This window comes from Streptomyces thioluteus (assembly GCF_039535865.1).
On sequence record NZ_BAAAXZ010000109.1, the window covers coordinates 1 to 16,880 of the forward strand.

Sequence of the window (16,880 nt, forward strand, 5' to 3'; positions counted from 1 at the left end):
CCACACGATGGAGGGACGGTCCTCCCGAGACCGCCCCTGACCGCACCGCAGCCCGCTACACTCCAGCCGCCCAGCCAAATCCGCAGGTCAGGACACCCAAAATCCTGCTGGAGTACTAAGTGACGTTAAGTCCGTTCTGGTAGCGGCCTCGTTCGGGTTGGGTGAGGAAGCCTTGGCGGGTGAGGCGGTCCGAGGCGGCTGCGGGGTGATTGTTGACGGACGCCTCGTGGGTGGGCATGCCGAGGAGTTCGTGCAGCTCACGGCTCGGAATGCCTGGCCGGGGTGCTGGTTGAAGGCGTTCACGATGGCCTGGTAGGCGGTGCTGGTTTCGGGCGGGTCGGGTTCGGTTTCCTGCCGGGTGCGGCCTCCGAGTGACCTTCCGGGCGGTGTCCAGGTCCGCGAGTCGGGCCTCGGTCCCGGCCAGGGCGGCGGTACAAGTGCTCGATCTGGCCGTGTAGTTCACCGGCCCGGGCAGTGGCCTCGTCGTGCTGGGCCTGGAGGACGGCGAGGAGTTCGGTGACGTTCATGCGGCCAGCTTCAGGGTGTCGCGCCAGGTGGGACTCGGTGTGGTGAGGCGCGCGGGTCATGTTCGCGGTGGAGGCCCAGTGGACGCGTGAGGCGGAGGTGTCGGGCCGGCGAAGCTCCATCGCCTGGTTCTCGACGAGATCGGCCTGCGGCAATGGTTACGTGGACGCGGCATCACCCACCGCATTGCCCGCAAGGGCATCGAGACCGCACAGCGGCTGGGCCGGCACCACTGGACCATCGAACGCACGATGTCCTGGCTCGCCGGCTGCCGCCGTCTCCATCATCGCTACGAGCGCAAAGCCGCCCACTTCTTGGCCTTCACCAGCATCGCCTGCACCCTCATCCGCTACCGCAGATTCTCCAAATGAGATGGTCTCTTATCAGCCGGGCGACGCGGCGGCGTCCGCATCGCACGTCCTCGCGCCGCAGGACGGCATGGACGGGCGGGGCTCCATAGGTCCCGCGCGAGTCCCGGTGAACCCCGGCAATCTTCTCGGTCGGCTCCGCGTCCCTCACCGTACGCGGGCCCGGGGCGCCGGTGCGGTGGACGTAGAAGGCGGCACGGGAGACCTTCAGCAGTTCACCTGCCCGTTTGACGTTGTGGCCGCTCTGCTTCTCCGCCTCGATGAACGGGTGGATGTTCACCGGGTCTCCGTCGCGAAGAAGGCCGTGGCCCGCTTGAGGATCTCCACGTCCTCCCGCAGGCGGCGGTTCTCCCGCCGCAGCGCGGCCAGTTCAGCCCGTTCGCTGCTCGTCAGGCCCTCCCGCTCGCCCGCGTCGGTCTCGGCCACCCACAGACGCACCGCAGTCTCTGCCAGGTCGAAGTCCTTGGCGATCCGACCGACCGAGCGGTCACCGCGGCGGCACAGCTCGACGATCTCGGCCTTGAACTCCGGCGTGAACGAACGGCGAGGGCGCGGCTTCTTCTTGGCCATGCTCTCCATGGTGGACATCCTTCCGGGGCCGAGGCCCCTGATCTCGGATGTCCGTCAAACCGAATCAAGCCCACTCGTCGCAGAGTTCAGGATCACGAGGAAGGCCGCCCCCATGCACTGCGATCACTCCAAGGAGTGACCGCATGGCCGGGCCCGGCGACGAGGAACAAGCTGAGACCGGGCCGTCGGGCCGGGCCTTCAGCTCTTCGGCTCCTGCGAGATCCGCACCATGTTCCCCGAGGGATCGCGGAACGCGCAGTCGCGCGGGCCCCAGGGCTGGTCGACGGGCTCCTGCAGCACCTCGGCGCCGGACGCCCGCACCTTCTCGAAGGTCGCGTCGAGATCGTCGGTGCGGAAGACGGTCATCGGCAGGACGCCCTTGACGAGCAGCTCCTGAAGAGCGTCGCCGTCGGCCCGGGACCGCCCGGCGTGCGGCTCGGAGAGCACGATGTCGAGGCCCGGCTGGGTCGGGCTGCCGAGGGTGACCCAGCGGAATTCGCCCGAGGAGACGTCGTTGCGTACGTCGAGCCCGAGGGCGTCGCGGTAGAAGGCGAGCGCCTCGTCCACGTCGTTGACGGTGATGTGGCAGTACTGAAGTGCGATGGTCATGCGGCCCACGCTAGGCGGCGGCCCCGCGCCCCGCTTCTCGAATCCTGCTCGATGCGTCCCTGGCCGGACGGGTGCGCACCTTCGCCACACAGGCGGGCATCGCCGCGACGGCGGGGTGCTCCCGGGCACGGTATGCACTCGGCGACTCGCCCACGAGCTCGGAGAACCGCGAGCTGAACGAGCCGAGCGAGGTACAGCCGACCGCCATGCACGCGTCCGTCACGCTCGCCCCCGCCCGGAGCAGTGCCATGGCCCGCTCGATCCGGCGGGTCATGAGGTAGCCGTACGGCGTCTCGCCGTAGGCGGCCCGGAACCGCCGGGAGAAGTGCGCCGGCGACATGAGCGCGTGGCGGGCCATCGCCGGGACGTCGAGCGGACGCGCGTACTCCCGGTCGATCAGGTCCCGAGCCCGCCGCAGGTGAGCGAGGTCGGCGAGGTGCTGCGGGGTCATGGGGGAAGGGTATAGGGCCCTACCCCGGCTGCTCGCCCCCGTACTCCCGGGCGAGGCGGGCGAAGGCGCGCGCCGCGGCGCTCCGGTAGGCATCCGTGCGGCCGAGGAGGGTGACGGTACGGGTGGGGAGGGCGGGGGAGAGGGGGACGGGGGCGAGGCCCGGGTGGGCGCGGGCGATGGCGTCGGGCAGCACTGTGGCGAGCGGAGTGCGCCGGACGATCTCCGTGAGGGCCTGGACGGAGTTGGCCTCCACGGCGATGCGGGGCCTGACGCCGTGCTCCCCGAAGTAGCCGTCGATGTGGGCGCGTGTCGCGAAGTCGGCGGTGAGCAGGGCGAGTTGCCGGTCCGCAAGTTCGCGTACGGGCAGCGGCCGGTCCTGGTCCGGGCCGGCCCGGTCGGCGCCGGTGACCAGGCTGAGGGTCTCGGTGAACAGGGCGGTGGCGGCGACGCCGGGCAGGTGGGGGCCGGTGAAGGCGATGCCCAGGTCGAGTTCGTCGGCGAGCAGGCCGGCCTCGATGCGGTCCTGGGTCAACTCCTCGACGGTCAGGGTGATTCCGGGATGCCGGGAGTGGAGCTCGGCCGTGAGCGGCCCGACGAGGTAGGCGGTGAACGTCGGGGTGACGGCCAGCCGCAGATGGCCGCGGGAGAGGTCCTGCACGTCGTGCACGGCGCGTTCGCCGGCCGCCAGGTCCCGCAGGGCGCGGCGGGCGTGGTGCAGGTACGCCTCGCCGGCGTCGGTGAGCCGTACGGTGCGGCCGGTGCGGTCCAGCAGCTGGACCCCAAGGGTCCGCTCCAGCTGTCTGACCTGCTGGGAGAGCGTGGGCTGGGAGATGTGCAGGTCCTCGGCGGCGCGGGTGAAGTTGCCGTGCTCGGCCACGGCGAGCAGATAGCGCAGATGACGCAGTTCCAGAGCCATGGGAGCAACTATAGATCGCACCAATAGCAATCATGGATACCAAGTCTTGGACTCTATAGAGGGAGGTCATGCATGGTGGATCTCGCCGGCCCCTACGGACGGCAACCACCGAAGGGAGTGACCCATGACCGACCTCGCCGAAGGTGTCGCCCGATTCCAGCGGGACGTCTTCCCGGCCAAGGAGGACCTGTTCGCCCACCTGGCCACCCACCACGCACCGCACACGCTGTTCATCGGCTGCTCGGACGCCCGCGTCGTCCCGGAGCTGATCACCGGGTGTGAGCCCGGCGAGCTGTTCGTCATCCGCACGGCCGGCAACCTCGTGCCCGCCTACGCACCCCGCACGGACGGCGTCGCGGCCAGCATCGAATACGCGGTCGCCGCTCTCGGCGTCAGCAACATCGTCGTCTGCGGGCACTCCGCCTGCGGCGCGATGACCGCCCTGGCCGAAGGCCACGACCTGGGCGCCATGCCGACGACCGCCGACTGGCTGCGTCACGCGGACGCCGCACGGGCCCGCACCCTCGCCCCCGGAGTGGACGCTCTCGTACGGAGCAACGTCCGCGCCCAGCTGGCGAACCTGGTCACCCACCCCTCGGTGGCCCGCGCCCTGGAGCAGGGCACGGTCACGCTGCACGGCTGGTCCTACGACATCGGCAGCGGCGCCGTCGAGGAACTCGACCTCACCGGCCGGCCGACCGCCCTCGCCGCCTGACCGCGGCCCCCTCGAACCCGGTCCCCGCGGCACCTCCGTGCTCGGGACCACCCCCCGGAACCCCGCCGCTCCTCCTCCCTTTCCGTTTCCGTGGAGCGGCACACCCGAAAGGAAACCCTTCCCATGGTGCACGCACAGTTCGACAACACCGCTCGTGAGGCCCTGGCCGCCAAGGCCGTCGAGGCGAAGGTCCGCAAGGACCTCTCCTGGCAGCAGATCGCCGACACCACGGGCCTCTCGGTCGCCTTCGTCACCGCCGCCGTGCTCGGCCAGCACCCGCTGCCGAAGGCCGCGGCCGAGGCCGTCGCCGGACTCCTCGGTCTGGACGCCGACGACGCGATGACGCTGCAGACCATCCCCACCCGCGGTTCGATCCCCGGCGGCATCCCCACCGACCCGACGATCTACCGCTTCTACGAGATGCTCCAGGTCTACGGCACCACCCTCAAGGCCCTCGTCCACGAGCAGTTCGGCGACGGCATCATCTCCGCGATCAACTTCAAGCTGGACGTGAAGAAGGTCGCCGACCCCGACGGCGGCGAGCGCGCCGTGATCACCCTGGACGGCAAGTACCTGCCGACCAAGCCCTTCTGACATGACACCGGGGCGGGCCGCACCGGCCCGCCCCGCCCGTTCCCCAAGGAGGTTTCCATGGACTTCGTCCAGCGCACCATCGACATCGCCCGGCAGAACGTCGCCGAGGGCGGCCGCCCGTTCGCGACCGTCATCGTCAAGGACGGCGAGATCCTCGCCGAGAGCCCGAACCGGGTCGCCCAGACCAACGACCCCACCGCCCACGCCGAGATCCTCGCCATCCGCGAGGCCTGCACGAAGCTGGGCACCGAGCACCTGACCGGCACCACGATCTACGTCCTCGCCCACCCCTGCCCGATGTGCCTGGGCTCGCTCTACTACTGCTCGCCGGACGAGGTCGTCTTCCTCACCACCCGCGACGCGTACGAGCCCCACTACGTCGACGACCGCACGTACTTCGAACTGAACACCTTCTACGAGGAGTTCGCCAAGCCGTGGAACGAGCGGCGCCTGCCGATGCGCCACGAGCCGCGCGAGGAGGCCGTCGAGGTGTACCGGTTCTGGCAGGAACGCAACGGCGGCGAGCGCCGCGTGGCCGGCGCCCCCACGGCCTCCTGACGCTGTGCCCGAGGTCATCGAGAAGGTGGCGTGGATCCGGATCGAACACGGTCGGCTCCTCGCCACCCGCAGCCACGGCCGCTCCCGGTTCTATCTGCCCGGCGGCAAGCCGGAACCCGGTGAAACCGCCGGGCAGGCACTCGTCCGCGAGATCCGTGAGGAACTCGGGGTCGCCCTGGACGCGGCCACCGTCACCCCCGCTGCTGGTCGTCGAGGCCGTGGCCGACGGCAAACCGGCGGGCACGCTCGTGCGCACCCGCTGCTTCACCGCGGCCCACACCGGCACGCCGGCACCGCGCGCCGAAATCGCCGAGATCGCCCACCTCACCCACGGCGACCACCACCGGGCCAGCGCCACCGCCGGCGAAGTCCTCGACCACCTCGCCGCCACCGGCCAACTCCTGCCCAACTCAAGGTAGTTAGGAAAAGAGCGACGGTTTGTTGTCAACGATGCTCGCACCCGCAACGTAGCTCAGCGGATTCGCTGTACCCGCTGGCGGCGGCTGACGGCCAGCCGACAGGCTCTGCTGGTGCTCGCCCATTTTCGGTGCAGTGACACCTGCGCTCGGCTCGCCATCGGGTTCGCGATTGGTGTCGCCACGGTCTGCCGCTACGTGTACGAGGCCGTCGAGGTCCTGGCCGCCCTCATACCCGCGCTCGAGGACGCCGTGCGGATCGCCGCCCGGAAGGCCTTCGTGACCCTGGACGGCACCTCTCTGCGGATGAACTACAGCACCACCCGCATCACCGACACGGTCAAAGCCGTCCTCCCCCTCCACCACGCCACCACAACATGAGATTGGAAAGGGTTTACGGAGTCACTGACACGCCCCTCAGCCATCGCTGTCGGGGTTGAGGGCGGCGATGATCCGGTAGGTGGTCTCGGTTTCCTGGGCGATGGCATGGAGTAGTCCGTCGCGCGGGAGGTTGGGCGGGGTGGGGGTGTGGTGGCGTTCGAGGGCGGTTGCCAGTTCGCCCAGCGCCCGGGAGAGCTGGTGGAGGGCGTGGCGGTCGGCTGCGCAGCCTCCGGCGCAGTGTGCGGTGGCGATGGTGATGGCGTCGGCGGTGCGTTCCAGTTGTACGACGACGGGCCACCAGGTGGCGGCTCTGGTGGACATGGGGGGTGGTTCGGAGAAGGTGCGCTGGAGGGCGATGCGTAGGTCGGCGAGGGTGTTGTAGGCGTGGCGGCGGGCGGCGGGGCCGCGTGCGGGGTTGGTTCCGAGTGCGTCGTTGAGGTAGCGGTGCAGGGCTCGGGCGGCTTTGCCGGTGTGGGTGCTGAGGTGGGGGTGCCAGGTGGTGGGCCACAGGAGGTAGCCGGGGACGAGGGCGATCGCGCATCCGGCCGCGGTGTCGAGGATGCGGGCGGCGAAGAGGCTCTCCCCGGTTCTGGTGCCGATGTCGATGATGGTGACGACGAGGGGGGTGAGGAAGGTGGCGAACATGCCGAAGTTGCGGGCCATGGCGATGGGCAGCATGGCTGCGTAGAGCGTGATGAAGGGCAGCAGCAGTGGGCCGGTGGGGACCAGGTCCAGGACCATGGCGCCGATGCCGGTGCCCACGAGGGTGCCGAGACAGCGTTGCACGCTGCGGGCGAAGACCGAGCCGGTGTCGGGCTTGAGTACGATCGCGGTGGTCAGCAGGACCCAGTAGGAGCGGTACAGGTGTGTGGCGGAGCCCACCATTTGGGCGGCGGCCATGCACAGGGCCATCCGGGCCACGTGTTCCCATGTCTGGCGTCCGCCCAGCACCCGATCGGCGAGGGCGGTGAGCCGTTGCCCCAGCGGGGGCGGCGCTGTGGGGAGGAAGTCTGCGGAGCCGGGCGCCTCCGCCGGCCGGCCCGGCCGGTCCGCGACGGCGGTGCAGGCGTACTGCAGCTGTTGTACGGCGGTGTCCTGGGCCGCTTCGGGTGGTGGCGCGGGTGGAGCTGCGGGTGTCAGCCCGCGCTGGATGGCGTCGGCCGCGCCGTCGGCCCACGCCTGGTAGCCGGGTGGTGCCGAGCGGCGTGTGCGGGCTACGCGCACGGCCGCGTCGGTCAGCACAACGGCGGCGTTGAGCAGGGCGGCCAGGCGGCGGAACTCGGCGTTGTGGCCGCCGCTGCGGGCGCGCGCTCCCGTCAGGGTGTCCCACGCCGCGCGGCCCGCGTCGACCAGCTCGGACCTGGCCACCGGCACCCGGTCGGTGCCGGTGGCGCCGAGCAGGCGGCCGACGGCCCGGTACACCTCGGCCACTCCCTGCCGTTCCGGCACGCGCCGGCCACCGGCCAGGCACACCAGCACCGACACGGCGGTGGCCCAGACACCGCCGCCCACAAAGAGCAACGATGCAGGGACCTGCACGAGCGTCAGGCTGCTCGTCCCCATACCGATGCAGGCGAAGACCAACAGCAGGAAGCCGCTGGCCGACAGCAGCCCGTTGACCACGCTGATCAACGCAGCCGCTCCGCCGACCGCCGCGAAGACGACAACGGGGAGCCATCCAGCGGTAGCCGAGACGCGCAGCCCCACGACCCATCCGGCCAGCCCGAAACAGCAGCCCAGGACGTTGTACGTCACCCGCTTGCGCAGCGGCCCCTTCCGGTCGGCGATGTACCCGGCCAGGGAGCCCAAAAACGCCACCGAGCCCTCGGCCACACTGCCCGCGAACATCCCCGCCGCGAGCGGGAAGACCAAGGCCGCCACGACGTGTACCGCTTCCGTCCAACGGACCGGTGCCGACCGCGGCCACACCACCCGCACCAGCCACTCCGGCATCCACGCCCCCACACCGGCCGCACCCCCGAGCAGACGCGGCAGCCGACGACGTGAGCCCAACACACCCTCCACCAGCACAACGACCGGAGCGCACCCCCGTACGGCGGCCCGGCCATCCTGACAGCGCGACATCGAGCCTCACGGCAGCCATGACGAGCGCGGTGTCACGGGCACCCGAACGGCGCCCTTGCGCAATCCACACCGTGATGCAGCTCAGAGCCGGGGAGGGGGCGTGCCGGAGGGCGAAGCCGCTCTTGCCTCTTGCCCTCGCCGAACTGCGCAATGCCCTGGAGGCTGGCCTTGCCCGGATCGACGGCCAGTTGGCGCTCCTGGTCCAGCGCAATGATCAGACCGACAAGGCCGTCGAGGACTTGGACCGCCGGGTCGCAGCCCTGGAGAAGGGGCGTTGGCCCTTGCCCACGGTCACTGTTCTCGCCGGTGTCACCGCGGTGGTACTGACACTGTTCGGCAGGGCGCGGGGCTGATGCCCCCTGGGGTGAGCCTCCCAACCGCGTCCGACCGGAACGTTCCTGAGGACGGCGATATCGTCGTCGAGGCCGTGGCCGACGGCAAACCGGCGGGCATGCTCGTGCGCACCCCGCTGCTTCACCGCGGCCTCACACCGGCACCGTGCGCCGAGATCGCCTACCTCATCCACGGCGACCACCACCGAGCCAGCGCCACCATCGGCCAACTCCCGCTCCACTAGGGACTGTGTGAGGTTGTGATCGTCCTAGGGGTTCCGTGCCCGTGCGGGGGCGGAACCCGGCAGGGCGCTGGGCGTGACGTGCAGCCAACTTGCATACGGACAGGGGAAGTTCATCGAGTCGTGCCTGCTGATAGGCGAGTAAGGCCCCGTACCCGCAGTGTGTCTTCGGCAGGGTGAATGGGGGCCACTCGGGCAATGCAGACGGGAGCCGGCCTTTCGGGTGACATCGGGGTGCCGGAACGGTGGGAGTGCCCGAGGCGAGGACGCGGGTGCGAACCGGCAGCGTTGGCGGTCCCGGGCCCTTTTGGCTTGCGTCTCTGACAGGCGCGGTTCGGAAGGCCCCGGCCGTGTTGTCGGAGGGGTCCGGTCGGCGAATGGCGCGCCCGGGGGGGCAGATGCGTTGTGCGGTGGCGTTGATCCAGGGGACGGCGAGGACAGCGCCGGGGGTGTTGGCCCAGGTGCGCAGTGTGTGGGCTTCGGTGGTGCGGCCGGCGGCGGCCCTGCTCGTCGGTGCGTACGCGGGTGAACGTCAGGTCGGGGTGGGCCGGTTCGGGGATGGGAGCAGGTCGCCGGCCATGCCTGTACCGGGGAAGGTGTACTGGAGCCGGCCTGCTCGGCCGTCGTCTCCAGCGCGGAGCGGGCCTCGTCGTCGAGAAGGTCTTCGAAGAGCCACAGGAAGCCCGGGTGCTTCTTTGTCCGCATGATGTCCGCGGCCTGGCCCAGACGGTGCCTGAGGAGCTCCGCTCCCGCTTCCGCCTCGGTCAGGGTGATGCAGTTGAAGAACCCGAACCGGCTGTCGGCCCAGCGAACGGCGATGCCCGGAAGGTCGCGCACGTCCGCGTCCGCGTCGCGGTCGAGCATCAGGGTCCGCCAGACCGTGGTGAGTTGCTGTACCGATTCGATGGACTCCGCGGAAACGGTCACGGTGCCTCCATGACGTGGTGTGCTGGGCCAGGCTCCTGAGCGGGTGGTGGATGCCTTTGAGGGCCTCTGCGGCAGGGGGACTTTGTGTGCGGCATGAGGTTCTGGTGCCGTCAGATGATGTTCTCGGCCTCTTCGGTCTGGTCGTGGGCGTTCGTTGTGCCGGAGCGGGGCACTCCGTAGGAGCGGCGTCCGACGCGCCACCACAGGGCGGCCATGGCGAGGCCCACCAGCAGGGCGCCGGGCGTGTAGTTGAAGCTCGTGGCGGTGACCGGGCTGGACTGCGGCAGCAGGAACAGCACCGATACCCCGGCTGCCCAGAGCACTGCCACCCAGCCGATCGGCCGGCTCCAGCGGCCCAGGTGCCAGGGCCCGGGGGTGAACCGGCCTGGGTGGCGCAGGCGCAGCAGCACCGGGATGGCGTAGGCCGGGGTGAAACCCGCGACGGAAATCGCGGTCACCGCCGAGAACGCCGTGGCGGAATACAGGGACGGCAGGGCAAGCACGAAGGCGACACCGACGGCGAGCCAGACGGCGTTGGCCGGGATGGCCGTACGGCGGGTGACCTTCTGCCAGCGCGCCGAGCCGGGCAGGGCGCCGTCCCGGGCGAAGGCGTAGATCATGCGGCTGGCGGAGGCGGTGACGGTGTAGCCGCACAGGAACTGCGCGACGATGATCACCAGCAGCAGCGCCTTCGCCGTCGCCACACCCAGAGCGTCCAGGAAGATCTGCGCCACCGGCACCCCGGTCTCGCTGCCCAGCGTCGCGGCGTAGTCCTGGACGGCGAACAGCAGGGCGGCCAGCAGGATGCCGCCGGCGATCCAGGACACCGCCACCGAGCGGATGATCCCGCGCGCCGCGGCCACGGAAGCGCCGCTGGTCTCCTCGCTGAGGTGGGCCGAGGTGTCGTAGCCGGCCAAGGCGAAGCACGGCAGCAGCATGCCCAGCAGGATCACGTATATGGGGCTCGTCCAGCCGGTGTTGTTGGTGAACTCGGAGAACACGAAGCCGGTCGGCTGGTGGTGGGAGGGGACGAGCGTCAGGGCGCCGATGATGACGACGGCCCCGGTCAGGTGCCACCACGCGCTCAGGGAGGTCAGGACGTTCATCAGCCGGGTGCCGAGAAGATTCAGGAGCGCGTGCAGCGCGAGGATGACCGCGTACATGACCAGCAGGGACCGTGGTGTCGGCTCGAAGCCGAACTGGAGGTTCGCCCAGGCGGCGGTGAAGGTCGCGATGCCGTAGTCCTGGGCCGCGATCCCGCCGAGCAGCCCCAGGAGGTTGAGCCAGCCGGTGTACCAGCTCCACCGCTCACCGCCGAGCCGGCGGGCCATGTAGTACAGGCCGCCGCTGGTGGGGTAGCGGGAGGTGATCTCGGCCAGCGCCGCGGCCAGGCACAGCACCGGCGGCCCCACGGCGAGCCACCCCCACACCACCACTGCCGGCCCGCCGCTGTTCAGGCCGTAGCCGAAGAGCAGCAGCGTCCCGGACATGATGGAGATGACCGACAGGGAAGCGGAGAAGTTACCGAAGGCGCCCATGCGCCGGTGGAGTTGCTGGGTGTAGCCGAGCTCCTTGAGTATGCGCTCGTCGTCGTCTGATGTACGCATCGACAATCTCCGCACGGGGAAGAAGGGAAGAGCAGAAAGGGAAAGGGGGCAGGGTGGCTGCTGGGACGTCAGCGAGATATGGCGGCGGCGCCCGCCCGCGGAGCCAACAGGTACTCGCGGGCGTCTTCCCGCGTGGGGTGGCGGCTTGAGCCGCCGCAGGCAGGCGCTGCGGGTCGCCTCGAACTCCTCCAGGAGAAGCAGCGGCGAGCCGAGCGGCGCCTTGGAGACCGACCAGCGGGCGAAGTTCATTGAGACCGCCCGTCGGCTGAGATACGCCGATCCCGGGCCGACCTGGAGCACCCGGAGTATGCGGTGCCATGCCTCGCGGCCCGCCGCGGGTACTTCCGCCGAAGCTCTGCTGCGATGGGCGTCCAGCGCCCGCTCAGTGGTCACCCTGGCGTACATCACCCGAGCAGCGACACTCTGCGGCTCTTCCTGCACCCACAACTCGACCACGTTGCACCGGGCAGCCACTACGCCCAGCACCTGCGTGCGAGCGGTCCACTCCCGCCAGGTCCCCATCTGGTCCAGCAGCTGCCGCATCTGCATCCAGTGCCCGGCCTTCACGTACTGCACCGCCGCGTAGAGAGCGGTGTCATGGCCGGCCGGGTGGTAGCTCACCATCAGCGGACACCCCCCGTCGGCAGCAGAGCCGGTTGGACGGCAGACACCGGCGCGACGTGGCACGATCAGCCCGCCGCCGGAGCGTGGTGGGAGAGGGAACGAACCGGTCGCCGACGCGGGCTTCGTAGCCGTTTGCGGGACAGCGCCACACCGGCCTGTCGCAAGCTCCGGGTGCCCGCGGCCGGCGAAGGCCCGTAGCGGACGGAGCGGACAAGAACAACGCCACGGCGCTCTGGAACTGCGACAGACCGCCGGAGAAGGGCGTCAACGCTCCAATTCGAGCCAAGGGAAGGGCATTAGGAGGAGGGAGAACAGGCACACGGGTGCCGTGACACGGCTGATGCCTGACAGCCGCTGACGATGTGGGGCACCGTAGCAGTGCGGCATGTGTACGACGAAGCGAAGCGCCTTGATATTCAACGTAGTTGGGAGCTGCCGTCCTGCCGTGCCCGCTGTTCGGTTGCCGCGCCGGGCTGTGCTGTCGCACGGCGCGGTCCAGACGAACGTCGCCAAGCGGGGCGGGGGAGATGGTGCTGATCGACGGCACCCTCATCCCCACCCAACGCCGCACTGGAAAAGCCAACCGACGGAACTCCCCCCCGGCAAACACCGCCGCCACGGACTGCGCTTCCTTGCTCTGGCCGACAAGAGAGGCCGCCTGATCTGGATACCCGCCGCCCAGCCCAGTTGCACACACGACATCACCGCCGCCCGCCACGACCGCGTCCTGACCCGCCTGTGCGCCGCCGGATCGGATTGACGCGGGAGCATGACGGAGTGGCCGGTGGGGTCCAGTCCCGGGACGATGCCGGCTCGGGCTCCTCCCGGGACTGCGGCACGGTCGGTTGTGTGTGGGTGGGCCTTCGGGTGGCCGGGGGCCTCGGCTGCGGTGGCTGTGGGCCCTCCCCGGAGTGGACTCCGGCCGGCGAGCCGACTGTGCGTCGCCGGGCCGTTGAACGCACCGGGGCCCGGTTCGCCGGATGCCGACGCCCCTACGGTTGCCACGAACGCAGGGCCGGCCACTTCCTGGCCTTTACCGGCATCGCACGCGCCCTCATCTGCCACCGCCGACTCACCCGTTGAAGCGGAAGCAAAGGGTGTCCGGAAACAGCAGCGGCCACCTGCCGTCTTCCCGATTGAGTGCAACTCCCCAACACCGGCTAGGATTTGCTCGTTCTTTCGAAGGGGCGCTGATGGGTACCAGGTTTATCGAAGTAGACGAATCGCGGCAAGGCGAGCCGGGTGTGCAGAGGGGAGGCAGGACGTTGACGGTGGGAGACCAGTCCATCACCCAGGAGACGTGGGTGAAGGTTGAAGCTTACGACGACCTCGATCCGGCCGTGACCGGGGACGTCCATCTGCACACGTTCGCAGTCCCGGGTATGGAAGTGCGGGTTGGGGCCGCGAAGAATGATGAGGACGGAAGCGGCGAGTTCGAAACCAGGTTGGTCCCGTCTGTCCAGTATTACCAGATCGAGCTCGGGCCCGACTCGTTGAATAGGCTTCATGACGCGCTCAAGCCCTTCATTGCGGCCGCGAAGGAATGCGATCCGCCAAAGGGCCGAAAGGCGCGCGCCAAGTAGTCTTGGCAAACCCATGGCCCTGTCAGGCCTGGGTGTCCCGGGTGGCCGCGAGGCGTGCGTCGAGCCGTACCTTGATCGCCTGCGCCGTCGTGTGGGCGTGCTCCTCGGTCATGCTCCAGTGGTCGCCGAGGGCGTCCACAGCGGTGTGCGGCACCGGCCAGGAGGTTCGCGGCTCTCCGATCCCCGTTCCGAGTCCGGCGTGGGCGAGTGGTCGTGGCAGCGCGTCGGTGGCGCGGAGCAGGAGGGTGGGGACGTCGGCCGGTTCCGGCTGCCAGCCGCGGGCGATGCGGGTGTAGGCGCCGAGGGCGGCCATGGCCATGTCGTCCACGGCGGTGTCGAATCCCTCGCCCATCTGAAGGGGGAGACGAGCGGGCAGGGAGAGCAGCCACGGCTCGTGTTCGAGGTCGGGGGTGACGTGGCAGGTGGCGATGAGGACGAGGCCGATCGGTGGTGTGCCGGTCGCCGCGAGGCGCGCGGCCACCGAGTGCGCCGGGCAGCCGCCCATCGAGGAGCCGAGGACGGCGTACGGGCGGTCGCCGAGGCGCTTGCGCACGGTGCCGGCGTGCAGGTCCACGAGGGTCTCCCAGTCGCGTGGCACGGCGTCGCCGTGGACGATGCCGGGGTGCTGGAGCTCGGACGTCCCGCTCGCCGCCGAAGGCAGCGGTCAGCGTGGCATGCCAGGGTCTGCCGGGAGCGGGGGAGAAGCCGGGCAGACACACCGGAGCGGGGCCGATGGCGCCTTCTGCGAGCTCCAGGGGCGCGAGCTCGTGCGGGGCGCTGTCGGCGTGTTCGAAGACAGGCACGGCGAGCGAGGCGGTGACCGGCAAGCGCATGGCCGACACGACGTCGCCCGTCTCGCACACGCGCCGGTAGAGGGAGGCGAGGCGCTGCGCCGGCCGTGCCGTTCCCGGTGGGGAGGCGGGCCCGGTGGCGGCGGCCTCCTCGTCCCCACCCCTCCGTCATGAGCGAGTGCCCGCCGGGCCGTTCGTGGAACCGGCGGGGGCTGGGGTGCGCCGCGGGCCGACCGCTCCGCCGCGGCCCGCTTGGCCCAGGGCGGCAGGACGGTGGTCATCGGCGTCTCCACGATGCCGGGTGACACCGGCAGGACCCGGATGCCGCGGTCGGCGTATTCGCGAGTGGCAGTACGGGGCAGCGCGAGGGACGCCCTGTTTGGCGGCGGCGTAGGCGGCGTGGCCACGGAAACCCGAACGGGCCGCGATTGAGCTGAGGTTGGCGATGACACCGCCCCTGTCGGCCATCGCGGCCGGCTGGCATCGCATCGAGTGGAAGACGCCGTACAGGTTCACCCGCATGACGGCGTCGAAGTCCGCGGAAGGAAGTTCGGCGAGCGGGCGGAGGGCGCCCATGCCCCCGGTGCGGTTGACGACGATCCGCAGGCCGCCTCTCATGGTGGCGGCCTCCTCCACGACGCGCGTGACGGCGTCCGGGGCGGTGACGTCGAGTCGGCGGGGCGGAGCGGCGCCGCCCGCGACCGTGATCCGGCTTGCCACGCGGACCGTCCCGTCCTCGTCAAGGTCCGCGACCACCGTGGTGGTGCCTTCCTTGGCGAGCCGCTGTGCGCAGGCCGCGCCGATGCCGGAGGCACCGCCGACCACCAGGGTGGTTGATACCGCAGCGTGCTGTGCGGCGCTGTGTGCCCGGAGAGGTGGGGGCCGTCGCCGTCCACGTGCTCCGGCAGGAACGCGACGTCGGCGAACGCCGCGTGGGCGGCTTCTCGTCGTCCGTGCCCCTGCTTCCCTGGCGGCACACCGGAGCCCGGCGAGTCCTTCGCGCAGGCCCTGGGCCCGTGAGATCCACGAGGAGCTCGGCGTCACCGGGGACGCCTCCACCGTCACCGCTGTGCTGGCCGATGGAGGCCCCGGCCGACGGCCGACCGGCCGGGACCGTCGTACGCACCGTGTGCTGCACCGCCGAGCGCACCGGCCGTCCGACCCGTCCTCGGAGATGGACGAGATCGCCCGCCGCCCACGCCGACGGCCGGCGCGTCAGCGCCACCACCCGCAAGGCGCTCGACCACCTGGCCGCCGGCGGTCAACTCCCGCGGGGGCGACGCCCGTACGGGCGCGCTAGTGTGCGGCGACGCCGAACCACTTCGGCAGGTGGGCGAGCAGATCCTGCTGGTCCTCGCCGGCCCAGGCCACGTGGCCGTCCGGCCTCAGCAGGACCGCGGGGACGTCCAGTTCCTCGCCGGCGTCGACGACGTGGTCGATCCGGTCGGCCCACCCGGTGACGGAGAGCCGGCCGGTGCGGTCGAGGAGCAGGCCCCGGCCGCCGTGCATCAGCTCGTAGAGGCGGCCCTCCTTCAGCGGCACGTCCCGCAGCCGCCGGCCCAGCAGTTCGTGGCCCTCGCCGAAGTCGTAGCGGACCCCGACCGCGGTGATCATCCCGGTCACGTAGCGGTTCACCTCCTCGAAGTCCATCAGCGTCGAGAACAGCTCCCGCAGTGCGGTCGCGCCCGGATCGGTCCCCATCAGCGTGATCTGCGCGCGGGTGTTCTCCAGTACGCGGGCGCCCACCGGGTGCCGTTCGGCGTGGTAGCTGTCCAGCAGCCCTTCCGGTGCCCAGCCGTTGACCTCGGCGGCCAGCTTCCAGCCGAGGTTGAACGCGTCCTGGACACCGAGGTTGAGGCCCTGACCGCCGGTCGGCGGGTGGATGTGCGCCGCGTCGCCGGCCAGCAGCACCCGGCCGACCCGGTAGCGCTCGGCCTGCCGGGTCGCGTCCCCGAACCGGGAGAGCCAACGCGGCGAGTGCGCGCCGAAGTCGGTGCCCGCGACCTCCCGCAGCCGCTGCTTGAACTCCTCGAGGGTCGGCTCGGTGATGGGGCCCTCGGACACCCCGTCGGCGGGCACGACGATGCGGCACACCCCCGTCCTCGTCGGGGGCGGTGACCCCGAACCGCAGCTGGGTCTTGTTGACCTCCGCGACGACGGCGGCGACCGCCGCCGGATCCTCGGTGACCTCCATCTGACCCAGCAGCGTCTCGACCTTGGCGGGTCTCGCCGGGGAAACCGACGCCGAGCAGCTTGCGCACGGCGCTGCGGCCGCCGTCGCACCCGACGAGGAAGCGCGAGCGCAGGTGTGTGCCGTCCGCCAGCTCGACGGTCACCCCGTCCTCGTCCTGGCTCAGCCCGACCACTTCGCAGCCGCGCCGGATCTCGGTACCGAGTTCGAGGGCGCGCTCGTCGAGCAGTTGCTCGGTGAGCGGCTGCGGGGTGGCGACACCGTACGGGTGGGCCGTGTCCAAGCTGTCCGGCCACGCCTTCATGATGCCGCCGAAGAGACCGCCGACCCTGGAACTTCTCGCTGACCGCGAGGAACCGGTCCAGCAGGCCGCGCTGGTCATCACCTCGACGCTG

At 70.6% G+C, this 16,880-nt stretch carries 19 protein-coding genes and 3 pseudogenes; 10 read left to right on the forward strand and 12 right to left on the reverse strand.

What is annotated here, in order from left to right; translation table 11 throughout:
- Window positions 1–299: 299 nt before the first annotated feature.
- Complete coding sequence (locus tag ABD794_RS14130; RefSeq protein ID WP_344963551.1) at window positions 300–680, reverse strand: hypothetical protein; 381 nt, start codon at window positions 678–680, stop codon at window positions 300–302.
- Between ABD794_RS14130 and ABD794_RS14135 the strand changes: the two are divergent.
- A pseudogene (locus tag ABD794_RS14135) lies at window positions 633–896 on the forward strand (transposase); the annotation flags it as partial. The gene ABD794_RS14130 and the pseudogene ABD794_RS14135 sit on opposite strands and share 48 nt — an antisense overlap.
- Here the strand turns inward: ABD794_RS14135 and ABD794_RS14140 are convergent.
- The 5 genes from ABD794_RS14140 to cynR form a co-directional block, all read right to left on the reverse strand.
- A complete protein-coding gene (locus tag ABD794_RS14140) occupies window positions 868–1,173 on the reverse strand; it encodes an IS3 family transposase (RefSeq protein WP_344963552.1) in 306 nt (101 codons plus the stop codon). The pseudogene ABD794_RS14135 and the gene ABD794_RS14140 overlap by 29 nt on opposite strands.
- Complete coding sequence (locus tag ABD794_RS14145) at window positions 1,170–1,472, reverse strand: transposase (RefSeq protein ID WP_425586023.1); 303 nt, start codon at window positions 1,470–1,472, stop codon at window positions 1,170–1,172. Before ABD794_RS14145 ends, ABD794_RS14140 begins: the two co-directional genes overlap by 4 nt.
- A gap of 189 nt (window positions 1,473–1,661) precedes the next feature.
- Complete coding sequence (locus ABD794_RS14150; RefSeq protein WP_344963554.1) at window positions 1,662–2,072, reverse strand: VOC family protein; 411 nt, start codon at window positions 2,070–2,072, stop codon at window positions 1,662–1,664.
- 10 nt (window positions 2,073–2,082) lie between these two features.
- The gene (locus ABD794_RS14155; protein ID WP_344963555.1) at window positions 2,083–2,523 is read right to left on the reverse strand and encodes a helix-turn-helix transcriptional regulator; all 441 of its coding nucleotides are present in this window, start codon (window positions 2,521–2,523) and stop codon (window positions 2,083–2,085) included.
- A gap of 19 nt (window positions 2,524–2,542) precedes the next feature.
- On the reverse strand, window positions 2,543–3,439 hold the full coding sequence (gene cynR, locus ABD794_RS14160; protein ID WP_344963556.1) for a transcriptional regulator CynR: 897 nt from the start codon (window positions 3,437–3,439) through the stop codon (window positions 2,543–2,545).
- A 124-nt stretch (window positions 3,440–3,563) separates the two neighbouring features.
- On the opposite strand from cynR, the gene ABD794_RS14165 reads away from it, so the two are divergent.
- From ABD794_RS14165 to ABD794_RS14190, 5 genes are all read left to right on the forward strand, one after another.
- Complete coding sequence (locus ABD794_RS14165; protein ID WP_344963558.1) at window positions 3,564–4,154, forward strand: carbonic anhydrase; 591 nt, start codon at window positions 3,564–3,566, stop codon at window positions 4,152–4,154.
- A 123-nt stretch (window positions 4,155–4,277) separates the two neighbouring features.
- Window positions 4,278–4,748: a cyanase gene (cynS, locus tag ABD794_RS14170; protein ID WP_344963560.1), complete on the forward strand. Its 471-nt coding sequence runs from the start codon at window positions 4,278–4,280 to the stop codon at window positions 4,746–4,748.
- A gap of 57 nt (window positions 4,749–4,805) precedes the next feature.
- Window positions 4,806–5,306, forward strand: a complete 501-nt coding sequence (locus tag ABD794_RS14175; protein ID WP_344963562.1) for a nucleoside deaminase — start codon at window positions 4,806–4,808, stop codon at window positions 5,304–5,306.
- Window positions 5,307–5,331: 25 nt separating this feature from the next.
- The gene (locus ABD794_RS19005) at window positions 5,332–5,862 is read left to right on the forward strand and encodes an NUDIX hydrolase (RefSeq protein ID WP_425586024.1); all 531 of its coding nucleotides are present in this window, start codon (window positions 5,332–5,334) and stop codon (window positions 5,860–5,862) included.
- Window positions 5,810–6,103 (forward strand): helix-turn-helix domain-containing protein, encoded by a 294-nt coding sequence (locus ABD794_RS14190; protein ID WP_425586025.1) that lies wholly within the window; start codon window positions 5,810–5,812, stop codon window positions 6,101–6,103. The genes ABD794_RS19005 and ABD794_RS14190 overlap by 53 nt, the downstream gene beginning before the upstream one ends.
- A 36-nt stretch (window positions 6,104–6,139) precedes the next feature.
- Here the strand turns inward: ABD794_RS14190 and ABD794_RS14195 are convergent, their stop codons facing one another.
- Entirely contained in the window at window positions 6,140–7,984 is a 1,845-nt protein-coding gene (locus ABD794_RS14195) for an FUSC family protein (RefSeq protein WP_344963564.1), read from the reverse strand.
- A gap of 278 nt (window positions 7,985–8,262) precedes the next feature.
- Here ABD794_RS14195 and ABD794_RS14200 point away from each other — a divergent pair, with 278 nt between their 5' ends.
- Together ABD794_RS14200 and ABD794_RS14205 are read left to right on the forward strand one after the other, a co-directional pair.
- The gene (locus ABD794_RS14200) at window positions 8,263–8,541 is read left to right on the forward strand and encodes a hypothetical protein (protein ID WP_344963575.1); all 279 of its coding nucleotides are present in this window, start codon (window positions 8,263–8,265) and stop codon (window positions 8,539–8,541) included.
- A 74-nt stretch (window positions 8,542–8,615) separates the two neighbouring features.
- Window positions 8,616–8,765, forward strand: a complete 150-nt coding sequence (locus ABD794_RS14205) for a hypothetical protein (protein WP_344963565.1) — start codon at window positions 8,616–8,618, stop codon at window positions 8,763–8,765.
- A 494-nt stretch (window positions 8,766–9,259) separates the two neighbouring features.
- Here ABD794_RS14205 and ABD794_RS14210 read toward each other — a convergent pair.
- Window positions 9,260–9,689, reverse strand: a pseudogene (locus ABD794_RS14210) (GNAT family N-acetyltransferase); the annotation flags it as partial.
- 110 nt (window positions 9,690–9,799) lie between these two features.
- Window positions 9,800–11,296 (reverse strand): amino acid permease, encoded by a 1,497-nt coding sequence (locus ABD794_RS14215; protein ID WP_344963577.1) that lies wholly within the window; start codon window positions 11,294–11,296, stop codon window positions 9,800–9,802.
- A 1,817-nt stretch (window positions 11,297–13,113) separates the two neighbouring features.
- On the opposite strand from ABD794_RS14215, the gene ABD794_RS14225 reads away from it, so the two are divergent.
- Window positions 13,114–13,503 carry a hypothetical protein gene (locus ABD794_RS14225; protein WP_344963567.1) on the forward strand — a complete coding sequence of 130 codons (390 nt, stop codon included), beginning with the start codon at window positions 13,114–13,116 and terminating at the stop codon, window positions 13,501–13,503.
- Between the two features lie 22 nt (window positions 13,504–13,525).
- On the opposite strand, the gene ABD794_RS14230 is transcribed toward ABD794_RS14225, so the two are convergent.
- Window positions 13,526–14,101, reverse strand: a complete 576-nt coding sequence (locus tag ABD794_RS14230) for a thioesterase domain-containing protein (protein WP_344963569.1) — start codon at window positions 14,099–14,101, stop codon at window positions 13,526–13,528.
- A gap of 361 nt (window positions 14,102–14,462) precedes the next feature.
- Window positions 14,463–15,119 carry an SDR family NAD(P)-dependent oxidoreductase gene (locus tag ABD794_RS14235; RefSeq protein ID WP_344963571.1) on the reverse strand — a complete coding sequence of 219 codons (657 nt, stop codon included), beginning with the start codon at window positions 15,117–15,119 and terminating at the stop codon, window positions 14,463–14,465.
- Window positions 15,120–15,363: 244 nt separating this feature from the next.
- Between ABD794_RS14235 and ABD794_RS14240 the strand changes: the two genes are divergently transcribed.
- On the forward strand, window positions 15,364–15,594 hold the full coding sequence (locus tag ABD794_RS14240) for a hypothetical protein (protein WP_344963573.1): 231 nt from the start codon (window positions 15,364–15,366) through the stop codon (window positions 15,592–15,594).
- Here ABD794_RS14240 and ABD794_RS14245 read toward each other — a convergent pair.
- Window positions 15,591–16,880 (reverse strand): annotated as a pseudogene (locus ABD794_RS14245) (FAD-dependent monooxygenase); the annotation flags it as partial. The gene ABD794_RS14240 and the pseudogene ABD794_RS14245 sit on opposite strands and share 4 nt — an antisense overlap.